Origin of the sequence: Priestia sp. AB (assembly GCF_028369225.1) — a bacterium.
GTDB lineage: Bacteria > Bacillota > Bacilli > Bacillales > Bacillaceae_H > Priestia > Priestia megaterium.
This window is the reverse complement of sequence record NZ_JAQMYN010000001.1, coordinates 251,548-274,274: the sequence shown is the minus strand read 5'-3', so window position 1 is coordinate 274,274 and position 22,727 is coordinate 251,548. Positions and strand designations below refer to the sequence as shown.

General features: G+C 39.7%; 21 protein-coding genes. 4 read left to right on the top strand and 17 right to left on the bottom strand.

The annotated features are described in order from the left end of the window. Positions 1 to 7: 7 nt before the first annotated feature. The 3 genes from recJ to POF52_RS01330 form a co-directional block, all read right to left on the bottom strand. A complete protein-coding gene (gene recJ, locus POF52_RS01340; protein WP_271989313.1) occupies positions 8 to 2,350 on the bottom strand; it encodes a single-stranded-DNA-specific exonuclease RecJ in 2,343 nt (780 codons plus the stop codon). Positions 2,351 to 2,490: 140 nt separating this feature from the next. After that, positions 2,491 to 4,728 carry a protein translocase subunit SecDF gene (gene secDF / locus POF52_RS01335; protein ID WP_271989311.1) on the bottom strand — a complete coding sequence of 746 codons (2,238 nt, stop codon included), beginning with the start codon at positions 4,726 to 4,728 and terminating at the stop codon, positions 2,491 to 2,493. Positions 4,729 to 4,865: 137 nt separating this feature from the next. Beyond that, positions 4,866 to 5,159 (bottom strand): post-transcriptional regulator, encoded by a 294-nt coding sequence (locus POF52_RS01330; RefSeq protein WP_271989309.1) that lies wholly within the window; start codon positions 5,157 to 5,159, stop codon positions 4,866 to 4,868. Between the two features lie 64 nt (positions 5,160 to 5,223). On the opposite strand from POF52_RS01330, the gene spoVB reads away from it, so the two are divergent. Further along, positions 5,224 to 6,834, top strand: a complete 1,611-nt coding sequence (gene spoVB, locus POF52_RS01325; protein ID WP_271989307.1) for a stage V sporulation protein B — start codon at positions 5,224 to 5,226, stop codon at positions 6,832 to 6,834. A 20-nt stretch (positions 6,835 to 6,854) separates the two neighbouring features. Here spoVB and POF52_RS01320 read toward each other — a convergent pair whose 3' ends face one another. Next, the gene (locus POF52_RS01320; protein WP_013085104.1) at positions 6,855 to 7,508 is read right to left on the bottom strand and encodes a DUF421 domain-containing protein; all 654 of its coding nucleotides are present in this window, start codon (positions 7,506 to 7,508) and stop codon (positions 6,855 to 6,857) included. Positions 7,509 to 7,654: 146 nt separating this feature from the next. Here POF52_RS01320 and POF52_RS01315 point away from each other — a divergent pair, with 146 nt between their 5' ends. Further along, positions 7,655 to 8,038 (top strand): TIGR04086 family membrane protein, encoded by a 384-nt coding sequence (locus POF52_RS01315; RefSeq protein ID WP_013085105.1) that lies wholly within the window; start codon positions 7,655 to 7,657, stop codon positions 8,036 to 8,038. Between the two features lie 35 nt (positions 8,039 to 8,073). Here the strand turns inward: POF52_RS01315 and yajC are convergent, their stop codons facing one another. The 7 genes from yajC to POF52_RS01280 all read right to left on the bottom strand — a co-directional run bounded on the left by yajC (position 8,074) and on the right by POF52_RS01280 (position 13,285). Then, entirely contained in the window at positions 8,074 to 8,337 is a 264-nt protein-coding gene (gene yajC / locus POF52_RS01310) for a preprotein translocase subunit YajC (RefSeq protein WP_013059316.1), read from the bottom strand. Positions 8,338 to 8,409: 72 nt separating this feature from the next. Next, positions 8,410 to 9,549 carry a tRNA guanosine(34) transglycosylase Tgt gene (gene tgt / locus POF52_RS01305; RefSeq protein ID WP_013059317.1) on the bottom strand — a complete coding sequence of 380 codons (1,140 nt, stop codon included), beginning with the start codon at positions 9,547 to 9,549 and terminating at the stop codon, positions 8,410 to 8,412. Positions 9,550 to 9,572: 23 nt separating this feature from the next. Then, the gene (gene queA / locus POF52_RS01300; protein ID WP_013059318.1) at positions 9,573 to 10,601 is read right to left on the bottom strand and encodes a tRNA preQ1(34) S-adenosylmethionine ribosyltransferase-isomerase QueA; all 1,029 of its coding nucleotides are present in this window, start codon (positions 10,599 to 10,601) and stop codon (positions 9,573 to 9,575) included. Positions 10,602 to 10,624: 23 nt separating this feature from the next. Next, the gene (locus POF52_RS01295; RefSeq protein WP_176583519.1) at positions 10,625 to 10,825 is read right to left on the bottom strand and encodes a DUF2905 domain-containing protein; all 201 of its coding nucleotides are present in this window, start codon (positions 10,823 to 10,825) and stop codon (positions 10,625 to 10,627) included. Beyond that, a complete protein-coding gene (ruvB, locus tag POF52_RS01290; RefSeq protein WP_013059320.1) occupies positions 10,822 to 11,823 on the bottom strand; it encodes a Holliday junction branch migration DNA helicase RuvB in 1,002 nt (333 codons plus the stop codon). Before ruvB ends, POF52_RS01295 begins: the two co-directional genes overlap by 4 nt. A gap of 16 nt (positions 11,824 to 11,839) precedes the next feature. Next, positions 11,840 to 12,451 (bottom strand): Holliday junction branch migration protein RuvA, encoded by a 612-nt coding sequence (gene ruvA / locus POF52_RS01285; protein ID WP_013059321.1) that lies wholly within the window; start codon positions 12,449 to 12,451, stop codon positions 11,840 to 11,842. Positions 12,452 to 12,748: 297 nt separating this feature from the next. Further along, positions 12,749 to 13,285 carry a BofC C-terminal domain-containing protein gene (locus tag POF52_RS01280; protein ID WP_081363789.1) on the bottom strand — a complete coding sequence of 179 codons (537 nt, stop codon included), beginning with the start codon at positions 13,283 to 13,285 and terminating at the stop codon, positions 12,749 to 12,751. A gap of 291 nt (positions 13,286 to 13,576) precedes the next feature. Here POF52_RS01280 and POF52_RS01275 point away from each other — a divergent pair, with 291 nt between their 5' ends. Continuing rightward, a complete protein-coding gene (locus tag POF52_RS01275) occupies positions 13,577 to 14,656 on the top strand; it encodes a YsnF/AvaK domain-containing protein (RefSeq protein ID WP_271989296.1) in 1,080 nt (359 codons plus the stop codon). Between the two features lie 104 nt (positions 14,657 to 14,760). Here the strand turns inward: POF52_RS01275 and POF52_RS01270 are convergent, their stop codons facing one another. From POF52_RS01270 to nadB, 6 genes are all read right to left on the bottom strand, one after another. After that, a complete protein-coding gene (locus POF52_RS01270; protein WP_013059324.1) occupies positions 14,761 to 15,420 on the bottom strand; it encodes a YhcN/YlaJ family sporulation lipoprotein in 660 nt (219 codons plus the stop codon). A gap of 94 nt (positions 15,421 to 15,514) precedes the next feature. Next, complete coding sequence (locus POF52_RS01265; RefSeq protein WP_271989294.1) at positions 15,515 to 16,480, bottom strand: phosphotransferase; 966 nt, start codon at positions 16,478 to 16,480, stop codon at positions 15,515 to 15,517. Further along, positions 16,470 to 17,750 (bottom strand): SafA/ExsA family spore coat assembly protein, encoded by a 1,281-nt coding sequence (safA, locus tag POF52_RS01260; protein WP_271989292.1) that lies wholly within the window; start codon positions 17,748 to 17,750, stop codon positions 16,470 to 16,472. Before safA ends, POF52_RS01265 begins: the two co-directional genes overlap by 11 nt. 214 nt (positions 17,751 to 17,964) lie before the next feature. Further along, a complete protein-coding gene (gene nadA / locus POF52_RS01255; RefSeq protein WP_271989290.1) occupies positions 17,965 to 19,065 on the bottom strand; it encodes a quinolinate synthase NadA in 1,101 nt (366 codons plus the stop codon). Next, positions 19,022 to 19,915 carry a carboxylating nicotinate-nucleotide diphosphorylase gene (nadC, locus tag POF52_RS01250; protein WP_098579217.1) on the bottom strand — a complete coding sequence of 298 codons (894 nt, stop codon included), beginning with the start codon at positions 19,913 to 19,915 and terminating at the stop codon, positions 19,022 to 19,024. Before nadC ends, nadA begins: the two co-directional genes overlap by 44 nt. Positions 19,916 to 19,951: 36 nt before the next feature. After that, positions 19,952 to 21,496, bottom strand: a complete 1,545-nt coding sequence (gene nadB / locus POF52_RS01245) for an L-aspartate oxidase (RefSeq protein WP_271989286.1) — start codon at positions 21,494 to 21,496, stop codon at positions 19,952 to 19,954. An 89-nt stretch (positions 21,497 to 21,585) separates the two neighbouring features. On the opposite strand from nadB, the gene POF52_RS01240 reads away from it, so the two are divergent. Then, complete coding sequence (locus POF52_RS01240) at positions 21,586 to 22,722, top strand: IscS subfamily cysteine desulfurase (protein ID WP_271989284.1); 1,137 nt, start codon at positions 21,586 to 21,588, stop codon at positions 22,720 to 22,722. Positions 22,723 to 22,727 lie beyond the last annotated feature (5 nt).

Below are 22,727 nucleotides of genomic sequence, written 5' to 3'. Positions count from 1 at the left end.
TGCCTCCTCATTCAATCGAACGCTTAAAAATATCTTGAAATTGATTTTTAAGCTGTACATATGACGTATAAATAAAGTTTTTTTCTATTTCAATCTGCTGCTGCTTTTGGCGATAAGTCGCAGATTCTATTAAATCACGTTTCGCAGAATTTTTCACTAACGAAATTAAGCCATTGTTTATTGTAACAAATTCTAACTCAAAAAACACCTTTGCCATAAAATCAATCGTTTCTTTCGACCAGCCCTTATGAATCGCTAAATCTTCTTTGTAGCGTTTTAAATCAAAAGGACCCTTTTTCGCTAAAAAGCCGTAGAACCATTTAAAGTGATCGCGAGTTGGGATTGTATCAAAATAATGGTCTTCTTCCGTTAAGAAAATAGCGTATATTCTAGAAGGAATACCTTGGAAAAACAAAGCTTCAAGCCACTTCTGTGAAGGAGGCAAATCTAATAAAACAATCTGTTCCCCTGCAAACATACATGCTTTTGCCTGTTCTTCATGTTGAATAAGAACAACATGCTCCATCGGCAGCATCGACTTGTATTTATCAATTGTTGAATCGTGAAAAGCAACAACTTTCATTTGATCCGTAAATACCTGCTGAAAGAAACGTTTTACATCAACTGCACTGCGATAATCAAACATCTGCCATTCATCTACAGAAATATCTTCCACCATCAGCTGCGGTTTGCGCATATTGTTCCACTCATTAATAGATAGTTCACCTACTAATGATACTTTAGCTATAGGAGATACTTCATCTAATATATAGCCTAACCCAAATCCTACTGCATCAACCGATACACCGCTGTCTTCAAATACCAGTTTTAAATGATTTTTATTAGCACCAATTTTTCGCATAGATGTTGTATGAACATCTTTAATGAGAACTTTTGGCTTCGGGTTATGCATACCAAATGGAGCAAGCGCACTCATTTGTTCAATGTTTTCCAGCGTAATTTCCTCTGTTGTGCATACTGTATCAACTGATGTAATTGGAATAAAATCCTGTTCGGTTAACACGTTGCTTGCTTGTTCATTAAGACGTCTGCGCAGCTCTTCTACATCATCGCTGTTTAACGTCATGCCGGCTGCCATTGGGTGCCCTCCAAAATGCGGCAAAATGTCACGGCATTTAGATAAGTTCGCGAATAAGTCAAAGCCTTCAATACTTCTTGCTGAACCTTTGGCAATACGGTTTTCAGAGTCAATACTTAGTACAATTGTTGGTCTGTAGAACTTTTCTACGAGCCTAGAAGCGACAATTCCAACAACGCCTGCATTCCATCCTTCTCCCTCTACAATAAGAACGCTGTTTTCATCCGGAGGATACATACTCTCAACAAATTCAACAGCCTCTTCTGTAATATCGTTTACGATTTGCTGCCTTTCCTTGTTTAACGCATCAATTTCTTTAGCTAAATCTTTTGCCTCTTCAGCATTTGTCGTCATAAGCAAATGAACAGCTGGATCGGCATCTTGGAGACGTCCTACTGCATTAATGCGAGGAGCCATCGCAAATCCGATTGTATCCTCATTAATTTCTTCACGTTTTACTCCACATACGCTCAGCAGCGCTTCAATTCCGGTGCGCTTCGTGAGCTTGAGATAGTCAAGACCTTTGCGAGCAATTAAGCGGTTTTCGTCGACTAAAGGAACCAAGTCAGCAATCGTCCCAATTACTGCTAGTTCTAACAAATGTTCCGGAAGCTCCCCTAATAGCGCATGAGCGAGTTTAAAAGCGACTCCTACACCTGCCAGTTCTTTAAATGGATATGTACTTCCCGGCAGCTTTGGATGAATAATTGCATACGCATCCGGTAAAATCGGCCCCGGCTCGTGGTGATCAGTAATAATTAAATCAAAGTTTAATTCACGTGCATACGCAGTTTCTTCGACTGCCGAAATACCTGTGTCTACCGTAATCACCAGCTGATAGCCGCCTGCGCTTATTTTATCAAATGCCGCCTTATTCGGCCCATAACCTTCTGTAAAGCGATTAGGAATATAAAAATCAACATCAGCGCCGAGCTGCTGTAAAGCAGATAACATAACAGAAGTACTGCTGACGCCGTCCGCATCGTAATCTCCATAGATCATAATTTTTTCATTATGATCAATTGCTTGCTGAATACGAGCTACCGCTTTGTCCATATCGTGCAATAAAAACGGATCGTGGAACGTTTGTGCATCAACGTGTAAAAACTCACGCGCCGCTTCTACTGTTGTCATGCCTCTATTAAGTAATAACGAAGCTACTAGAGGTGTAATATTGAGGTTTTCTACAAATTCATTAACAAGTTGTTCATCACATTCTTGAACATTCCAACGTTTTTTTGACTGTAACATGTCTCTTCACCCCTTAACCCACATTATTATACTAGAGTGGATGAAATGGAGCAACGAAAGAAAATAAGCATATTTTTCTGACAGTACGTCTTGAATTTTTACAAACAAAAAAACGTGCGAACACTTCGCACGTTTTTGAATTACTTGCTTTCTACTTCTTTTTGTTCCTCGCGCTTCAACTGTTTCCCTTTCCACACAAGCCATAGCTGAGCAGCAATAAACACAGATGAATATGCACCAAGAATTAAACCTACTAACAGGGCAATTGAGAAGTTTTGAATTGATTCACTTCCGAATACAAGAAGTGCTACAACTGCAATCACAACTGTTAACACGGTGTTCATTGAACGAGTAAACGTTTCACGCAAGCTTAAATTTACGATAAACGCCAAATCGTCAAACGTTTTGGATTTGAATTTCTGCATATTTTCACGAATGCGGTCAAACGTAACAATCGTATCGTTAATTGAGTAACCAACAATCGTCAAGACAGCGGCGATAAACGTTAAATCTACCTCTAACTTTGTTAAGCTAAAGACCGTAACGATAAAGAACGCATCATGCAACAAAGCAAGCACGGCTGCAAGCGCCATGTAGAACTCGAATCGAATCGTTACATAGATGATAATTCCAATTGAAGCAATTACAATCGCCATCATTGCATTTTTCGCCAGTTCTTTTCCAACTGTCGGCGAAACGGTGCTTACGTTTGGTTCAGAACCGTATTTATCTTTAAAGTGATCTTTTAAGTTGGCAATTTCTTTTTTATTCAAGACCCCAACTACACGTACAACACCCGTATCATTACTTTTTCCTGTAATGACTACGTCATCCGTTTTGATATCAAGAGACTTCATTTCACGCTGTATCTCAGCCTGCGTAACGGTATGATTTGCCGGAATCTCTATGCGAGTTCCGCTCGTAAAGTCAATACCTAGGTTCAGCCTAAACACAGCAACCGAGATAATACCGATAATGACGAGCACGCTTGAGAATGTGAAGAACGCTTTACGGTATTTAACAAAGTCAATTTTATCCCACGCTGTAGGTAAAACGGTTGTGCCGTCATCTTTGCTTAAATCGTGAATTTGCTCTTTCTTCACGCCAAAGTAGCCTGGTTTTTTATCAAACCAGCGGCTGTTTACTAAAAGACTCATTAGTAAACGAGTACCATAAACAGCAGTTACAAAGCTGAGCACAATCCCGATCATTAATGTTGTGGCAAATCCTTTTACTGAACTTTGACCATAAAAGAATAATACAAGAGCCGCTAACATCGTTGTAATATTGGCATCAAAAATGGTCGCAAGTGAGCGACGATTTCCTGCCCGGTAGGCCGATATAACAGACCTTCCTGTTTTCAGTTCATCTTTAATCCGCTCGTACGTAATGATATTCGCATCTACTGCCATACCTACACCGAGAATAAGAGCCGCGATACCTGGAAGCGTCATAACCACATGCATCAAGTCAAATACAAGCAGGTTTAAATACACGTAGAAGCTGAGTGTAATAATGGCAATAAGCCCCGGTAAACGGTAGAAAAACAGCATGTAAAGGAAGATGATTCCAATCCCAATAATACCCGCTAATATAGTCGTGTGAAGAGCTTCTTCCCCAAACTGCGCTCCAACGGATGTAGAGTATAGCTCATCTAATTTAACCGGCAGCGACCCGGCATTTAGCAATTCCGCCAGCTGCGTTGCACTTTTCACTGTGAAGTTGCCACCTGAAATCTCAACATCTGGCTGTGTTAACACGCTGCTAACAGAGGCTGCAGACAGGTACTTCGGATTTTGTTTTGGCGCTTCTTTTTGGTACGAGTCTTTTCCTTCTTCATAGTCCAGCCAAATGACAATTAAATTGTTAGGTGCTGGTTTTTGAGAAAGCTCTCGCGTGATCTTTTCAAATTTTTTCGCATTTTTTAACTTTAGTGAGACGCTAGGCTGATTGCTTTGGTCAAACGATTGCTTTGCTCCGCCTTGCGCTAAGTCTGTACCATCCATCAGCACCTTATCGTTCACGTCACGGAACGTTAAGTTTGCTTGAGTTGATAACAGATCCCTGGCTTGCTTTTGATTCGTGACACCAGCTAGCTGAACGCGGATACGGTCATTTCCTTCAATTTGAATGCTAGGCTCACTAACTCCCAGTACATCGACACGTTGACGCAGCGCTTCAACCGTGCTGTTAAGTGCCTTTTTGTCAATGACATCGCCTTTTTTAGCTGGACTGACTTTATATAAAATTTCAAATCCACCTTGAAGGTCGAGGCCAAGTTTAATATCTTTTGTAATTCCAGTCATCGTTGTTCCGATTGTACTAAACACAAGCAGTACTAAGAGGAAAAAGGCAACGATACGTCCTCTTTTAACCATCGACAGAAAATCCTCCTTCTTATGTAAAAAACATGAAATGATAACAATAGATAAATGACCAACCTAATTATCATTCATAACCTAATGTCTGTCAAATAAAGACCTTATCAAATTTTAATACATGTATTTTACAAACTCTACTTTAATAATTCTTTCCAGTCTTCTCCATTATTAACACTTGAGAACATATCAGATTTATAAGATTCAATTGTTACATAGCTCATCACCTGCGTGATCTTAACAGATAAAATATCATTTACCACTTGATGGAGAGATAGCTCCTTTTCTTTTTTCCATTTTTTCATTTCTAAATAACTCAATAAATCGTTCTCCGTTACTTCTTCATATCCAAGCATATGAAATTCTTCCATTTTGCTGGATAAGACAGGCTGTATAAGTTCTTTCGAAGCTGAAATAAATGGATGTGCCATATCGATCCTCCTTCCTGTTTGACATTTCACGTAAAATTTCTTTCTCGTATGAGGAATACTTGTCATGCTTGGACACCGGGGGCGCATATATTCACTGTATAAACCTCAAGAAAGCAGTGAGTATATGTCTAAATTTTTACAGGGAACTATTATTTTAATAATTGCTGGCTTAATTACACGTGTACTCGGGTTTGTCAATCGAATTGTGGTGGCTCGAATGATTGGAGACGAAGGTGTGGGACTTTATATGATGGCGGTCCCCACGCTGGTATTAGTAATCACCTTAACACAGCTTGGGCTACCGGTTGCCATATCCAAGTTAGTGGCAGAAGCAGAAGCTTTAGGTGACAGGCATAAAATAAAAAAAATACTTGTCGTCTCTTTAAGTATTACGTGTACGCTGAGCGTTTTATTTACGCTCGGACTAATATTATTCGCTCCCGTTGTAGCAAAAACCTTCTTTACAGATTCACGTACGATCTATCCGCTGCTTGCGATTATTCCAGTTATTCCAATCATCGCCGTCTCGTCTGTCATCCGCGGATATTTTCAAGGAAAGCAGCAAATGAAGCCTGCTGCTTATTCTCAAATTATCGAACAAGTGGTGCGCATTACGTTAATTGCCGTATGTACAAAAGCATTTTTGCCCTATGGAATTGAGTACGCTGCGGCTGGTGCTATGCTATCTTCCGTATTTGGAGAACTAGCTTCACTGTTTTATATGATGTTTATGTTCAAGCGAAAGAAGAAAATAACGGTAAGACGAAAATTTTTTGCTTCTTTACATGCGGGCAAAGATACGTTCTTTGACTTAATGCGAATTGCTCTTCCCACGACAGGAAGCCGCATGATTGGGTCAATTTCTTGGTTTTTAGAACCGATTGTAGTAGCTCAAAGTTTAGCAATTGCAGGAGTAGCGACAGCTGTAGCAACGAAGCAGTACGGAGAATTAACAGGCTTTGCACTCCCTCTCCTGATGCTGCCTTCTTTTGTAACGGTGTCTCTATCCACGTCTTTGGTTCCCGCAATCAGTGAATCTCTTGCACAGAATCAAATGAAGCAAATCGAATATCGGCTTCATCAAGCTCTCCGCTTGTCGTTTGTAACAGGCGGGCTAGCCGTTGTTGTTCTTTATGTATTTGCTAATCCGGTAATGGAATTAATGTATGGTTCTGACAAAGCTGCTATTTTTGTCAAAGTAATGGCGCCTTTTTTTATCTTTTATTACTTTCAAGGGCCGCTTCAAGCTGTTCTGCAGGCGCTAGACCTTGCAAAAGCCGCCATGATTAACAGTTTTATAGGAGCAGCGGTCAAAACATCTCTTATCTTCTTACTCGCAACTCAGCCAAATCTAGGCATTATGGGAGCTGGTCTTGCAATTGTTGTGGGAATGATGCTTGTCACTCTTTTACACCTGTCTACCGTCATGAAAAAAATCACGTATAAGATTCATGTGTTTGAGTATCTTCGCAGTTTTTCTGTAATGGGAATATCAGGTTTTACCGGACACTTCGCTTATATGAACCTTTTCACTTCCATCCCTTTGAGCTTACGAACCGTTTTATCGATTGCACTTACAAGTATTGTATACGTACTGTTTTTGCTGCTTTTTAGACTGATAACAAAAGAAGAATTAAACCGTTTTTCTGTTTTACGCTATTTTAAACGAAAATAAAACGCGGAGCAATCCGCGTTTTATTGTTTCACATCTACCAAATCTATGAAAAATTTTCCGTTGTCATAGCTGCAATATGAAACCTTATCTAAGTTTGAATACCCTAGCTTTTCCAGCTCTGTCTTTAACCATTTCGTCGTTTTATGTTCATGCAGCAGATGCTCTTCTTGAATAATGCCGTCAATGATAAAAGGCAAATTCAAATTGCCTTTTTTGCCTGATTGCTGATCTTTCTCAAACACGGATAGCCTTCCTGAAGATTCTAAAATAGCAAATTCAACATCAGCTACATTTTTTATATTTTTATCACGCAGCTGCACGAGCAAGTCATTGAAATTATATCGCTGCCTTTTCATTTCATGTTCGTTTATTTTTCCATTTTCAATGATAATACTAGGTTTGCCATCAATAAAATTTCGCATTCGATTGCTTTTAAGAGACCATATAGCTAAGCCGATTTGAATAATAAGAAGCGTTAACATCGGAAGAATTGAATACAGCAAAGGATCTTTTGGGTTTTCAATAGCCATTACTGCCATTTCAGCAATCATAATAAAGACAACTAAATCCAAAATGCTCAGCTCTCCTATTTCCCTTTTACCCATGACGCGAAAAATAATTAAAACTACTACGTATAAAAGCACGGTTCGCGCAACCATGATCAATAGTTCCACTGCAAAGACCTCCTTTATGTATTCCCTTGTAGTTTGTACCATTTATTTTAAAATAGCCTTACTTTTATGCGTCTATTTTGAAGTCATCCCGAATATGCTCGTACTAAGGGTTCACCTATCTTTTTATTTCATGAGGGGGAAACAAGTTGGGTGCAAAACGAATGAGCAACGCTGTATTTGCAGGAGTAGCAACAATCTTAGTGATGGCTTTAGCGATTAGCATTATCTTTTCGCTTATTTTAAAATTCACATCTCTTGAAGAACAATCCGTACGTTTATTTTTACTTATTCTCTCATTTATTACACTGTTTATCGGAGGATTTATCGCGGGAGGCCGAAACGGTTCAAAGGGACTTCTCGTTGGAGGAGCCACTGGTGTTTCTTATTCTTTTTTAATGTTTTTACTACAATTCCTCGGCTATAGTCACCTGTTTTCTGCACAGCAGCTCTTATTTCACGCTGGATTTATTGGAGTCGCTATTCTAGGGGGAATTGTTGGCGTAAACATTGCCGGTTCACGAGAAGCATAAAAAAACGTCACGTACATGTACGTGACGTTTTTTTATTAATCTACGCTTCTTACTTCACGAATAGCATTGCGGTCAAACGTTAATTTTGAACCGTCAGTGCTGCGAACCACAACTTGTGACTCATCGATTGCGTCTACCAAACCGTGCATACCGCCAATTGTAACAACCTTATCACCTTTTTTAAGTGCTGATTGCATTTGCTGTACGTTTTTTTGACGTTTTTGCTGTGGACGGATTAACAAGAAATAGAAAATGACAAACATTAAAAGTAATGGCCAAATATTTTGTAAAACACCCATGAAAACTCCTCCTTTTATTTATATTATCAACAGGTACTCATTCATAAATTTGATGAAAATTCCTGTAGTGACCTAGAAATTCTTTGCGTCTGGACCGTTAAACCCATATTTTTCAAAGAACTCATCACGGAAATCGCCAAGTCGGTCTTCGCGAATGGCTTCACGGACTTGCTCCATTAAGTTTAGCAGAAAATATAAGTTATGGTAAGATGTTAAACGAATTCCAAACGTTTCATTACAACGAATTAAGTGGCGAATATACGCTCTTGAATAATTTTGACACGTGTAGCAGTCACAGTTTGGATCAATCGGACCGAAGTCTTCTGCATATTTTGCATTTTTAACAACAAGACGACCTTCGCTTGTCATAAGCGTTCCGTTACGTGCAATACGCGTTGGTAATACGCAATCAAACATATCGATCCCGCGAATCGCTCCATCAATTAACGAGTCAGGTGATCCTACTCCCATTAAATAACGTGGTTTATCGGTTGGTAAGTATGGCGTCGTAAACTCAAGCACACGATTCATCACATCTTTTGGTTCTCCAACTGACAGCCCTCCCACAGCATAACCTGGGAAGTCCATTGAAACTAAATCAGCTGCACTTTGACGGCGTAAATCTTCAAACTCTCCGCCTTGAACAATTCCAAAAAGACCTTGGTCTTGAGGGCGGCTGTGAGCCTCAAGGCATCGCTCTGCCCAGCGACTTGTGCGTTCAACTGAACGTTTTAAGTAGTCATATTCTGCTGGATAAGGTGGGCATTCATCAAATGCCATCATAATATCAGACCCAAGCGCATTTTGAATGTCCATCGCTTTTTCTGGAGATAAGAAAAGCTTGTCTCCATTCAAATGGTTGCGGAAATGGACGCCCTCTTCTTCAATACGGCGCAAATCACTTAAGCTAAAAACTTGGAAGCCGCCTGAATCCGTTAAGATGGGACGATCCCAGTTCATAAATTTATGAAGGCCTCCCGCTTTTTTAACAATTTCATGACCAGGACGAAGCCATAAATGATACGTATTACTTAAAATAATGCCTGCTCCCATTGCTTTTAAATCTTCCGGAGACATTGTTTTTACTGTAGCTAATGTGCCTACTGGCATAAAAATAGGCGTTTCAAATGAGCCATGAGGCGTATGGACAATCCCTAAACGCGCTCCTGTTTGTTTACAAGTTTTTATATGTTCGTAACGAATTGCTGTCATTGATGTATTCCTTTCATGTTAAATTACAAAATTAGCATCGCGTCGCCGAAGCTGAAAAAGCGATACTTCTCTGCTACAGCTTGTTCATAGGCAGAAATGACGTTTTCTCTTCCTGCTAAGGCACTTACAAGCATAATGAGCGTAGATTTTGGAAGGTGGAAATTTGTAATCATTCCATCAATTGCTTTAAATTCATACCCTGGGAAGATAAAAATGTTGGTCCAGCCTGAAGAAGCAACAAATTTGCCGTTATGCTCAGTTGCAATCGTTTCAAGGGTACGGGTAGAAGTTGTGCCTACTGAAATAATGCGACCGCCTTTTTCGCGTACGCTGTTTAGTAAAGCAGCGGTTCCTTCACTCACTTGATAAAACTCTGAGTGCATATCGTGCTCTTCTAAGTCGTCAACGCTGACTGGACGGAATGTACCCAATCCGACATGAAGCGTTAAAAATGCAATATGCACACCTTTTTCTTTTAACTGTTCAAGCATCTCTTCTGTAAAGTGAAGACCTGCTGTTGGCGCTGCTGCAGAACCTTGTTCGCGAGCAAAAACCGTTTGGTAGCGCTCTTGATCATCCAAGCGTTCTTTAATATAAGGCGGCAGCGGCATTTCTCCCAGTTGTTCCAGAACCTCATAAAAGATGCCTTCATAGTTGAATTCCAACAAACGTCCGCCTTGGTCGCTCGTTTCTTTACATACAGCTGTCAGACGTCCGTCACCAAACGAAATAACCGTACCTTCTTTTACTCGCTTAGCCGGTTTTACAAGCGTCTCCCACGTATCGCCTTGTGTTTGTTTCAAAAGCAATACTTCAATATTAGCACCTGTATCTTCTTTTGTCCCAAATAATCGTGCAGGAAGAACACGCGTGTCGTTTAACACTAAACAATCTCCTTCTTGCACATAATCAAGAAGGTCATGAAACATATGATGCTTCACACTTCCTGTTTCCTTGTTTAATACCATGAGTCTTGACGCATCTCGCTGCTCAAGCGGCGTTTGGGCAATCAATTCTTCTGGTAAATGAAAATCAAATAAATCTACTTTCAAAATGTTCACCTGTTTCTACTTAATTATTTAAATTTGCCAATTACATAAAAAATAAGTGATAACAAAACGCTTACTAGAATACATGTCACAATCGGGAAATAAAAGGTTGTATTTCCTTTTTTGATAAAAATATCGCCAGGAAGTTTGCCAACGAACTGCCATAACAGCCCAATGACGACTAAAATGCCCCCTAATGTGATAAGCATCTTAGGCATATCATTCACTGATCAGGCACCTCCAGCTGAAAATGATCATAAACCAAAGGCGTCACAATTCGTCCTCGCGGCGTTCGCTGCAAAAAGCCGATTTGCAATAGATACGGCTCGTATACGTCTTCAATTGTGTGAGACTCTTCACCAATAGTAGCCGATATGGTGTCTAACCCTACAGGTCCGCCCCTAAATTTTTCGATAATCCCTCTTAATAATTTATGGTCAATATGATCAAGACCTAAACGGTCCACCTGCAACATTTCTAATGCTTCGTTGGCAAGCCTTTCGGTTATGGCTCCGTCTCCTTTGACCTGAGCAAAATCTCTGACTCTTCGAAGCAAGCGATTCGCAATACGCGGGGTTCCCCTAGCACGCCTAGCCATCTCAAACGTAGCTTTCTCATCAATCTCTACATCTAAAATAGCGGCTGTCCTTTCTACTATCGAAGCAAGATCTTCTTCTTGGTAATATTCTAAACGGCTTAAAACGCCGAATCGATCACGCAAAGGAGAAGATAAAAGCCCTGCTCTTGTCGTGGCACCTACTAGCGTAAACGGAGGCAAATCCAGACGGACGGAACGTGCACTCGGTCCTTTTCCAATAACAATATCTAAACAGAAATCTTCCATTGCTGGGTACAGTACTTCTTCAACCGAACGATTTAATCGGTGAATTTCATCAATAAAAAGCACATCTCCAGGCTCTAAGCTGGTTAAAACTGCGGCTAAATCGCCTGGACGCTCAATAGCTGGTCCTGAGGTCGTTCGGATTTGCACGCCCATTTCATTAGCGATAATAGTAGCAAGAGTTGTTTTCCCCAATCCTGGAGGACCATATAAAAGCACGTGATCTAACGTTTCGCTTCGCATTTTGGCAGCTTTAATAAAAATGTCAAGATGGGATTTTACTTTATGCTGACCAATATACTGCTGTAAGGTTTGCGGCCGCAAACTTTGCTCGATGATTTCTTCTTCACCAAGAACATCTCCCGTTACAATACGATCGTCCATTTTACTCCTCCCTTACTTATTGTTTCAATAATCGCTTTAACGCTTCTTTAATATACTGATCCGTTGTCATCGTTTCCTTCATTAAAGCCGGAACAATTTTTTTGATTTCTCTTTCTGCATAACCTAATACTTTAAGTGCTTCAATCGCTTCATCCAGTGCTTCTGAACTTTGAGATTTGACTTCTTGTGCGTCCAAATCTGCGAATAAAGAAGGAACGGCATCTGGTACAATATCATGCAGCTTTCCTTTTAAATCTAGAATCATCTGTCGAGCTGTTTTTTTACCTACTCCTGGAAACTTAACTAAAAACTTCTCGTCTTCCTCTTCCACAGCTTGGACAACCTGCGCTGGATTACCTGACGCTAAAATAGCTAAACCGCCTTTTGGGCCAATTCCTGACACACTAATTAACTTCATAAATAAATCCTTTTGTTCTCGGGAAGCAAACCCGTAAAGTGCAATTACGTCTTCTCTTACATATTGATAGGTGTAAACCGTCTTGGGTTGTTCATCAATTGAAAATACATATGGATTCGGCGTAAAGACTTGATAGCCTATCCCGTTGTTTTCGATTACTACATACTCAGGATTTATATATGTAACAGTACCTTTGATATAATCAAACAATAAGCTCTCTCCTTAATCACGTACGCGCGGGCAGTGACCTTCAACTTTGCCTACGAAGAATCCTGCCCGCATCGTTCTCTATTTTCCTTTAAAGCTGCTTTTTAAAAAGACGTTCAAGAGAACGTTTGCCTCTTTTCATCTTTGCCAATCTATTTTTACAATAGCTATAAAAATTAGAACCGCACACTTTTATTGATGAATGACCTTTTAAAATATATACAATACTAGACTGCTGAATACCATTTTAACATATCGCCAAAAGCAAATAGAAGCAATTTAGAATGTTGAATTCAATAATTATTTTACCATACTAAAAAACGGCTGCTTGATTGAAAGCGGCCGCTGCTGGAGCTGATAGATTTTATAGAAATTAATGAGGGAAAGATATTCATCTTTTGATTGAACGCGAATACCTTTCTTTAATTGTTCATGCTGATAGCTCTCAAGCCTTTTGATGTCAATTTGAAAAAACGATTGTATAATATGCTGCGACGAAGCTGGTTTGCCTTCAAATGCTGAGAGAATACCGTTAACAGAAAGCCCTACATAACCGTTCTCTTTTAAAATAGGTGAAATATCGTCTATGCTTGTTCTAAAAACTAGCTCTTGATCCGTTTCTTTAAGCAGTCGCCAATTTTTATATTTTTTCATTAATTGTTTTTTCGTCATAGAAGGGCTTTTGATCATCTCTTGACTTATGACTCCATCCACATACACGCGCTCAAGAAATAATGTCATCGGCTCCTTTTCATTCGCATCTGCACGGTATGGCATTATACAAAGCACAATACTTACTAGCATTAAAAAAGCTGCTTGATGAATGACTTTCTTCACTCACCTTCACCTCACACGTTAATCATACTCTTTTTAGTATTATCTAAAAAGGTTTTGTGAAAATCTACACTAATAGTTTGACCTACTTATTTTCTTTTATCCTCTTATTTTATGAAGCAAATCCCTTTTACGATATTATGTTAAGAAAACATGGAGTATTTGTTACATTTGCACACTATTTGTAAAATTTTCTCTTGAACGTTTCAATTAAATTTTCGCAGGGTATGTACATAGTGGAAGTAATTGTAAGGACTTCTATTATCTATTTTCATAAAAAAGGGAGCTGAAGTAATGAGAATGAATAAACGTGTAGTCGGAACTTTTTTTTCAGAGAAAGAAGCTTTAGATGTTATCCATAATTTAAAGCGTCAAGGTTATCGAGAAACAGACATTATGGTTATTTCTAACAGTAAAAGCAATACATTTCAAATAGGTCACGATACAAATGTAATTATTGAAGCTGGTTCACCTGCCGTAAGTTCATTAGCTGGCGTCATGATGGATAACTTTTTCACCATGATGACAGGCGGCATGGGGCTCAAACAAGGAAACGGCTTGAAATCAAAATTAATCCGCATGGGCATACCAGACTTCTCAGCTGTGCAGTGCGAGACAGATGTAGCTGCTGGTAAAATTCTAATCTTGATAGATGCCGTAAGCTCTGAACAAACTCCAGCGTACGGAACCTATACGGAACACAACGAGCATAGAGCCGTCCAACTACGTGAAGAAAAATTAGATGTCTTAAAAGAACGCGTCCAAGTCGGTGAAGTAAAACTTCACAAAAAAGTAATAGAGGAAGAAAGAACTGTACACGTTCCTGTTACGAGAGAAGAGTTTTATATTGAACGTCGCCCTGTAGTTGACGGAGACTATAACGCTGGGCCACTTACAGAAGATGAAATTATTCGTGTTCCAATCATGGAAGAACGAGTGGAAATAACCAAAAGACCAGTTATTGTTGAAGAAGTAATTATAGGAAAAAAACTTATTCAAGAAACAAAAGAATGGACTGAAACAATTAAGAAAGAAGAAGCAAGCGTAGAACCTGATGGACTCGCGAGCCCTGAAGTATACGAAAATATGATGAACTATACAGACCATACTTACGCTCAAGTTTCTGCAGCTCTAGCAAGCGACGTGGAAGCTGAATACGAAAATAGTCAGACAACTAACAACGAGAAGCCAAACACACAAGCTAATGAGACAAGCTCTTCTGCAAAAAATGTAAAAAATACAAAGAGTGTCGCTACGGCACCAGCAGATACGAAAAAAAGAGAAGGTCGCCTCAAACAAAATGAAACTAACGCTCAAAAGGAAGAAGAGGAATCCAAAACAACAAACAAATCTGCTTCTAACAAGAAAAATTAATAGTTACATGTTCGAGGAATAGCTGCCTGGCTTCAATGGCAGCTTTTTTATATGTCTTCTCATCAAAAAAAACAGCCGTCCTTCACAGACAGCTGCTTCTTCATTTAACGATGTTTATGATTGACATTCTCATCGACTGATTCAAATAGACCATTGAAATTAGTTTGAATCGTATTACGGTCTTTTCCATTTCGAATATCGTCATCAAGAGAGCGAGCGTTCATAAATACATCATGATCTACTTTTACTTGAACATTGTAGTCCTTTGCAATAGGCTTTACTTTATCGAGCACGTTTTGTTTTAAACGGCCGTTATTTATGTCTTTGGCCGGATCCACAGCAACTAATAGCTGATCTCCACGGACAACGGCGCGACTATTTTCTACACCTTTAACGCTTGCAGCCCGATCAGCCACTTTTTCCGTAAAGTCTCTTGGATAATCTTCACCATAATACATATTAGCAACGCCATTTGTACGATCATTTGTATTATTGATGTTTCCATAAGGGTTTGTCGGATTATCAAAACGCCCATCACTTACGTTTAACGGATAATTAGGTGTTCCATTCCCATCTAAAACTTCAGTCATTGGACCTTTCGGATTATCTACGCGATGTTCATTCGCTTTTTCATTTGTATGATACCCAACAGGCTGTGTCGTATCTGTATAGCGCTGTTCCATACCTTGGTCTTTGTTATTGCAAGCGCCAAGTCCCATCATACATGCAAAAGCTAAAGAAGTTGCTACATACCTATTCAACATAATCGCCCCCTAATTTAAGCTCTATTTACTCTGAGCTTACTATTAGGATTAAAAGACGAGCCGTTTCTTATTCGATGAAGTGTTTATAAACTCTTTACATGTCATGTAGGTTTTGTAAGTGCTGGTAAATCACTCGATAAAAATGTGTACGCTGTGACCATTCTTCGACTGATTGCTGCATTAACCTTTGGCGATTTGCCCATGATAAAGCAGAGGCATTTATATTCCAGTTTCTCATCAGCATCGATGGAAATAGTAAAGAAGCAAGAAAAAAACGCTGCTTGCTTAATTCTTTTATTTTCGAGTGTTGAAGTAGTTCTTTCATCGACCACTGGACGTAAGGCAAAAAGCGCTGCACAAGCTGAACATAGTCATAAAGAGCAGGAGCTTTAGCCGATAAGTCAAAATCAATCATAACAATACCCAAGTGGTTTGTTTTCAAGAAATTATGTGAAGCAACGTCACCGTGAATAATGGAACAGTTCAACCCACTATCTTTGAAACGTTCCATTAAGACTAAAGCTTTTTCTCCCCAAGTCACAATGTCTTTATATACATGAAATTGATTAAATTCCCTAAATATATGTGAGGTTTCTCGAAAAGAGGAAAGCCGCTTTTTCCATTTTAAAATAAGGTCATACTCAGAAAGCTTTGTATACGCGGCTAGTTTCTTTTTATGAACTTCTCCATGATAGCGGATCAATGTTTGTAATACTTCTTCCCGATCCTGAAAACTTTCATACGTTACCTCTTTTACTTGCTTAACAAAAGGCATCATCGCCCAGTACAAATGACGGTCCTTTATATAAAGTTCACCTTCTGGGTAAGCTTCGAAATTAACAGCATACCCTTGTTGAATCTGAGATAAAAAATGATAAACATGTTCAATTTTACTTTTGTCTCTGTATGCTTTTATTACTTTTTTTCCTTTATTCGTATCCGCTATGATGACATGAGGCTTTTTCATACGATAGGTCTCAATGTGAATATCTCTTTTTTTCAAATAGAGAAAGAGACGATTTAAATTAAAATCGTCTCGTGTATAATAATCAATCTTCATCTTCGTCGTACTCATCGTATTCTGGAATACTAAATGCATTTGGATCAAACGCAGGATACGGAGGTACACCAATCATGCCATATGGGGCTGGATAGGGCGCCCTTGGGTCCTGAAAGCCATAAGGTACCTGCTGTTGGTACTGTGGATAAGGCTGCTGTGGTGCATAGTCTTCAGGTCTTGGTTCACCGCATCCGCAGTCTCCCTGCTGCTGTGGCGCATATTGCTGCCCATAATGGTAAGGCGCGTTTCCATAACCATCGGAAGAACTTTCATAATGGCCACCCGTCATAGCTCCTTGTACTTGTGGATACATCGGTGCTTGATGATAGGCCGGATAAACGGGCTGCTGATATCCCCATGGAGGCGGACAAGGAGAACATTGTACCGGTCCATAGCAGCTGTGTGGCATCATTGGATACATTGGCATCGGTGCCATGTGAGCGCCCATCGCATGTTCTTCAAACGACTCGTTTTCATAACCGTGATGATACATTGGAGCCTGTTGATACATTGGCATTGGATATGGCTGCGGTGCATACATTGGCGGAGGACACGGCATGTAATTAAACCCGCAGCCTGGCATTACAGGCGATATCGGCATGATTGGGTAACATGGCATTTGAGGAGGCATTTCTATACTCTCCATCTCAGGACTTTCTGGCGATTCATGCTTAGGCATTTCTTTTGGTGCTTCTTTTTTTGGAGCCTGCATCGCCATATTAACGGTGTAATAATTGTTAATATCAATCTCAGGTGCAATTGGCTTTAATTTAGGAAGCTTTGGCGCAACTGGCATTTCTTTTTTAGGCTGCGCAATTGGTGCTTCTTTTTTAGGCTGCGCGACCGGCGCTTCTTTCTTTGGCTGCGCAATCGGCGCTTCCTTTTTCGGTTGAGCAATCGGTGCTTCTTTCTTTGGCTGGGCAATTGGTGCTTCTTTTATCGGTTGCATAAACGGTGTTTGAGCAGGCTGATTAGCTGACTTTTTCTCATCCGGACTTTCATCAATTTCCGTTACTGGATAAGCTTTTGTGGATTGGTCACTATAAGGGTGTTGAACTTTAGGCATTTCTTTTATACCAGGTGAAGGAGCTCCTTCTTTTTGAACAGGCACTCCGCTTGTCGGCACTTTAATTTTCATTCCAGGCATGATCATGTCTGGATTGCTTAATTGAGAATTCGCTTTTTTTAACTCTTCAAAATTAACCCCATACTTTTCAGCGATTTTCCAAAGGGTATCCCCTTTTTGAACGATATGGATTTTCAACGTCATTCCCCTCCCGAGTAGAGTCTCTGCCATCTATATGTGCAAAATCAAAGTAAGTTCTGTTTGTTCATCACAAGATATGCCTTGAACCATTTTTTTATTCATTTTGCCCACAGTTTGGTTCAAGTTTTTATGATAAAGAAAAAAAGACTTATCAACACAAACAATATGTCAATAAGTCTTCTTTTAGACCTTCTCTTTTTAATTGTCTTAAAAATCTTTATGCTCGTTCTAACATATTCGTTAGCGCTTTGATCGCCCCTTGTGCTGTATGTTTATCCACCTTGATTTGATTCACTTCTGTTCCTTCTTCGATGCTTTCTAAAGCCCACAGCAAGTGAGGCAAATCAATTCGGTTCATCGTCAAACAAGGACACATATAGGGATTAAGCGAAACAATTTCTTTATCCGGATGACTGTTGATAATCCGTTTTACTAAGTTCATTTCCGTGCCAATGGCCCATTTAGAGCCTGAAGGGGCTTTTTCAATTGTATCAATAATATATTTTGTAGAACCTGCATAATCTGATTTTTGCACCACTTCATAAGAACATTCCGGATGAACAATAATATTCATCTCAGGCTGCTTCTCGCGTAAATAATCAATATTTTTAACCGTGAAATTTTCATGCACAGAACAGTGACCTTTCCACAGAATCACCTTGATATTGTTTATTTCCCCTTCATATTCAAGCATTTCTTCAATAGGATTCCAAATGGCCATTTCATCTAGTCCAACACCTAAATCATAAGCTGTGTTTCTGCCCAAATGCTGATCTGGCAAAAAGAGAATGCGCTCTTTTTTAGAAAATGCCCACTCCACCATATTTTTTGCATTTGAAGATGTTACAGTTGCCCCATCATGTTCGCCTACAAAAGATTTAATTGCAGCTGTAGAATTCACATACGTAAGCGGAATAATTGTATCTCCGAAAAGATCCTGTAAGACAGGCCAGGCCTTTTCTGTTTGCTGAATAGTAGCCATATCAGCCATTGAACAGCCAGCTCGCATATCGGGTAAAATGACTTTTTGATTTTCAGCTGTTAAAATATCAGCTGTTTCTGCCATGAAGTGAACGCCGCAAAACACAATATGCTCAGCTTCTCTATTTTCAGCTGCTATTTGAGCCAGCTGTAAGGAGTCTCCTACCGCATCTGCAAATTCGTACACTTCATCTTTTTGATAATGATGGCCGAGCAGAAACAATTTGCTTCCGAGCTTTTTCTTGATTTCTAGTACTCTTTTTTTCATTTCATTTTCTGTGAGCTCTATATATTTAGCGGGCAGCGTTTGCTGCTGAAGCGTTTGTAATAAACTCATGATTTCCTGTTCCCCTTTCTGTTAATAAGTCCAAGCTGATATCGATAGCCCCTGCTGAATGCGTTAAAGCTCCAAGTGAAATATAGTCCACTCCGCTGTCTCTAAAAGAATGGAGCGTGCCAAGCGTAATTCCACCGGATGCTTCTGTGACAATATGATCCGGAACCAGTGGTATCCAATCTTTAATGACTTCTGGAGAACAGTTATCGAACATAATGACATCTGCTCCTGCCTCTATTGCTTCTAGCAACTGACTTTTGTTTTCAATTTCTACTTCCACCTTAACCATATGTCCAACCTGCTCTCTTACTTTCACAACAGCGTCTAGAATAGATCCTGCATGTGCAATATGGTTATCTTTTAACATGACGCCATCGTACAATCCAAAACGATGATTATAACCTCCTCCAGCACGAACGGCATACTTCTCTAACATTCTCATACCAGGCGTTGTTTTTCGCGTGTCACATATACGCGTATGTGAGCTGCCAAGCAGCGCTACGGCTTTGTCCGTCATCGTGGCAATGCCACTCATTCTTTGAAGTAAGTTTAAGATTACCCGTTCACCGGTCAAAATAGATCGCACGGGTCCTGAAACGGTAGCTATTTTATCTCCAGGATTAAGAACATCTCCATCTTTTTTCTCCAAATTCACTTTCACGTTAGGGTCTATTAAATGAAATCCTTCTTTAATCAATTCCACTCCTGCGATAATACCTGATTGCTTTGCCGTGAACACAGCTTCCCCTTGGTCAGACGGAGAAAAAATAGCTTCACAGGTTATATCTCCATCTCCAATGTCTTCTATAAAAAAAGACTGCAATAGTTTTTGTAATTTCAACGTGTTCATTGTGCTACCTTCACCTTTCTTTTTAGATTTTCTTGCTTATAAAATCAATGATTGTTTTGTTGAAGCAGCAGACTGCTTAATAATTCGCTTATGCTCCCATTCTTGGTTTTCATGCGGAAAGTCACTTCGGTAATGACCTCCTCTACTTTCTTTTCTTGCAAGAGAGGACTCGGCAATAAGCAGACCTGCAGTTAGCATATTGCAGATGGTCGCAGCTTTCCTCGAATATATAACTTCTTGGTCAAGAGGTATTCCATCCAGATAATTTGTGAATTCATGCACAATAGTAGCCAATTCGTTTTCATGACGAATGATTCCTACACAATCCATCATTTTATGCTGAATTTGTCTTGTGGCAGGCAGTGTTTTAGGCACGTCTTTATAGATGTAACGGGCGGGGGGATAACGAGATATCGTTCTCGCTTTATGTAAAATATGACGCCCTGTCCGTTTTCCAAATACAAGACACTCTAACAATGAATTGCTTGCTAGACGATTTGCTCCATGAACGCCTGTAGAAGAAGCTTCCCCCACGGCATACAATCCTTCAACGCTTGTTTGTCCGTAACCATCTACTTCAATTCCACCCATTAAAAAATGTGCGCCTGGAGTAACAGGTATTCGTTTTTTGTCCAGTTGAATTTTATACTTCCGACACAGTGCCGTAATCGTAGGAAATTTTTGTTGGAAATGAGCCACTTTTTCAATGTCTAAAAATATGGATCTTCCTTTTTTTATTTCATTAAAAATTGTCCTTGCTACAACATCTCGCGGTGCTAAATCCTTAAAGGGATGAACGCCTTCCATTATGCGTTCATTCCATTCATTTACCAGTACGCCACCTTCACCTCGAACCGCTTCGGATACTAGACCTTTCGCTTCATTTTGATACAAAAGCGTCGGATGAAACTGAACAAATTCTAAGTCCGCTAATTTTGCTCCAGCCCTGTACGCAAGCGCTAGCCCATCTCCCGTCGCAAGCGGCTGGTTGGATGTATGCTTGTACAAAGCGCCGATTCCTCCGGTAGCAATAACCGTTTGACGAGCATGATATATAGTAATTTTATTGTTTTCCCCTTGTCCAATAGCACCTCTGCACGTTCCATCTACAGTTATTAAATGCTGAATCATTTCGTTTTCAATCACTGTAATATATGGCAGTACTTCTTTTTTCAAAAAAGCGAACAGCGCTTGTCCTGTTGCATCCCCGCCTGCATGGAGAATACGATTCGTACGATGGGCTCCTTCTTTTCCAAAATGCAGCGTACCATCTGGATTTTTATCAAACTTCATTCCTTTATGAATCAATTCATTTACTACAGCCGCACCTTCTTCCACTAAAGTGCGTACCGCTTGTTCATTGCAATGCTTATTGCCCGCAACCAACGTATCATAGAGATGTTCACTCCAGTGATCGCTGCTTCCAATAGCAGCTGCTACTCCGCCTTGAGCAAGAACTGAGTTATTGCGGTCAATTTTCCCTTTCGTTACCATTACAACTCTGTTATGACGACACAGTTCATAAGCTGCAGAAAACGCTGCTAATCCGCTTCCAATAATTAAAACATCCGTCTCTAACATTTTACACCTCTTTATTTACATGTGTCTTGACACCTATATTTACATATTATTAAATGAAAGACAAGAAGTTTTTTTATCGGAGGGAGAAAATGATTTATCTGGACTATGCAGCAACAACGCCAATGAGACAAGAAGCAATTGAGGTATATACTGAAGCCGCAACAAGCTATTATGGAAACTCCAGCAGTCTTCACACACTTGGAACACAAGCAGAAAATTTACTGACTCTATGCAGAAAAAAATTAAGCCTGTTAGTAAATTGTCGAGAGGATGATCTTTTTTTTACAAGCGGGGGAACAGAAGCTAATTACTTAGCTATTCATTCTCTTTTAAAAGGAAAAAATGATGAAAGAAAACATATAGTGACAACGAAACTTGAACATTCTTCAGTCCTTCATACGTTGCAGCAGCTTGAAAAAGAAGGATTTTCCCTATCTTACGTACCTGTAGATCAAAACGGAGTTGTGTCCGTAGACGACTTAAAGAAGACGATTCGACCTGATACTGTGCTAGTAGCCATTCAGCACATCAATCATGAGCTGGGTACAATTCAGCCAGTTGAGGATATTGGCCATTTTTTATCTAAAAAAGAAATTCTCTTTCACTGTGATTGTGTTCAATCTTTTGGTAAGCTTCCTATTGATGTTAAAAAGCTCAAAGCTGATAGCATCTCAGTCTCTAGTCATAAAATTTACGGACCAAAAGGTGTAGGAATGGTATACATGAATTCAAGTTCTTCTTGGAAGCCTATTTACCATAAAGCAACTCATGAAAAAGGCTTTCGCCCTGGGACTGTAAATACAGCGGGCATTGCTGCCTTTACTGCAGCAGCTGAATACGCATATGCAGAAATGAAGACCGTTCAAAGCCATTATGAGCGCTTAAAATCGTACTTACTGGAAAACCTAGAGCCTCTTGCTCCTTTTATAGAAGTAGAAGGCCTTGGGAACTCTCATTTTCCTGGAATTATTGGACTGACGTTTTCAAACATACAGGGTCAATATGTTATGTTACAATGTAATCGTCACGGAATTGCTATCTCTACGGGAAGTGCCTGTCATGTAAATCAGCAGGAACCATTAGCTTCTCTACTTGCGATTGGCAAATCGACTGAGAATGCTAAGAACTTTGTACGTATTTCATTCAGTCAACATTCAACGTTTAAGCATATTGATCGACTCATATCCGTTTTTCATTTATTGCAGCAAGAATTTATGACAGTGTAAAAGGA

Bases quoted from the DNA above. Each gene is read 5' to 3' on its own strand.
- recJ (WP_271989313.1), bottom strand. From the start codon at position 2,350: ATGTTACAGTCAAAAAAACGTTGGAATGTTCAAGAATGTGATGAACAA.
- secDF (WP_271989311.1), bottom strand. From the start codon at position 4,728: ATGGTTAAAAGAGGACGTATCGTTGCCTTTTTCCTCTTAGTACTGCTT.
- POF52_RS01330 (WP_271989309.1), bottom strand. From the start codon at position 5,159: ATGGCACATCCATTTATTTCAGCTTCGAAAGAACTTATACAGCCTGTC.
- spoVB (WP_271989307.1), top strand. From the start codon at position 5,224: ATGCTTGGACACCGGGGGCGCATATATTCACTGTATAAACCTCAAGAA.
- yajC (WP_013059316.1), bottom strand. From the start codon at position 8,337: ATGGGTGTTTTACAAAATATTTGGCCATTACTTTTAATGTTTGTCATT.
- tgt (WP_013059317.1), bottom strand. From the start codon at position 9,549: ATGACAGCAATTCGTTACGAACATATAAAAACTTGTAAACAAACAGGA.
- ruvB (WP_013059320.1), bottom strand. From the start codon at position 11,823: ATGGACGATCGTATTGTAACGGGAGATGTTCTTGGTGAAGAAGAAATC.
- POF52_RS01275 (WP_271989296.1), top strand. From the start codon at position 13,577: ATGAGAATGAATAAACGTGTAGTCGGAACTTTTTTTTCAGAGAAAGAA.
- POF52_RS01270 (WP_013059324.1), bottom strand. From the start codon at position 15,420: ATGTTGAATAGGTATGTAGCAACTTCTTTAGCTTTTGCATGTATGATG.
- POF52_RS01265 (WP_271989294.1), bottom strand. From the start codon at position 16,480: ATGAAGATTGATTATTATACACGAGACGATTTTAATTTAAATCGTCTC.
- safA (WP_271989292.1), bottom strand. From the start codon at position 17,750: ATGACGTTGAAAATCCATATCGTTCAAAAAGGGGATACCCTTTGGAAA.
- nadA (WP_271989290.1), bottom strand. From the start codon at position 19,065: ATGAGTTTATTACAAACGCTTCAGCAGCAAACGCTGCCCGCTAAATAT.
- nadC (WP_098579217.1), bottom strand. From the start codon at position 19,915: ATGAACACGTTGAAATTACAAAAACTATTGCAGTCTTTTTTTATAGAA.
- nadB (WP_271989286.1), bottom strand. From the start codon at position 21,496: ATGTTAGAGACGGATGTTTTAATTATTGGAAGCGGATTAGCAGCGTTT.
- POF52_RS01240 (WP_271989284.1), top strand. From the start codon at position 21,586: ATGATTTATCTGGACTATGCAGCAACAACGCCAATGAGACAAGAAGCA.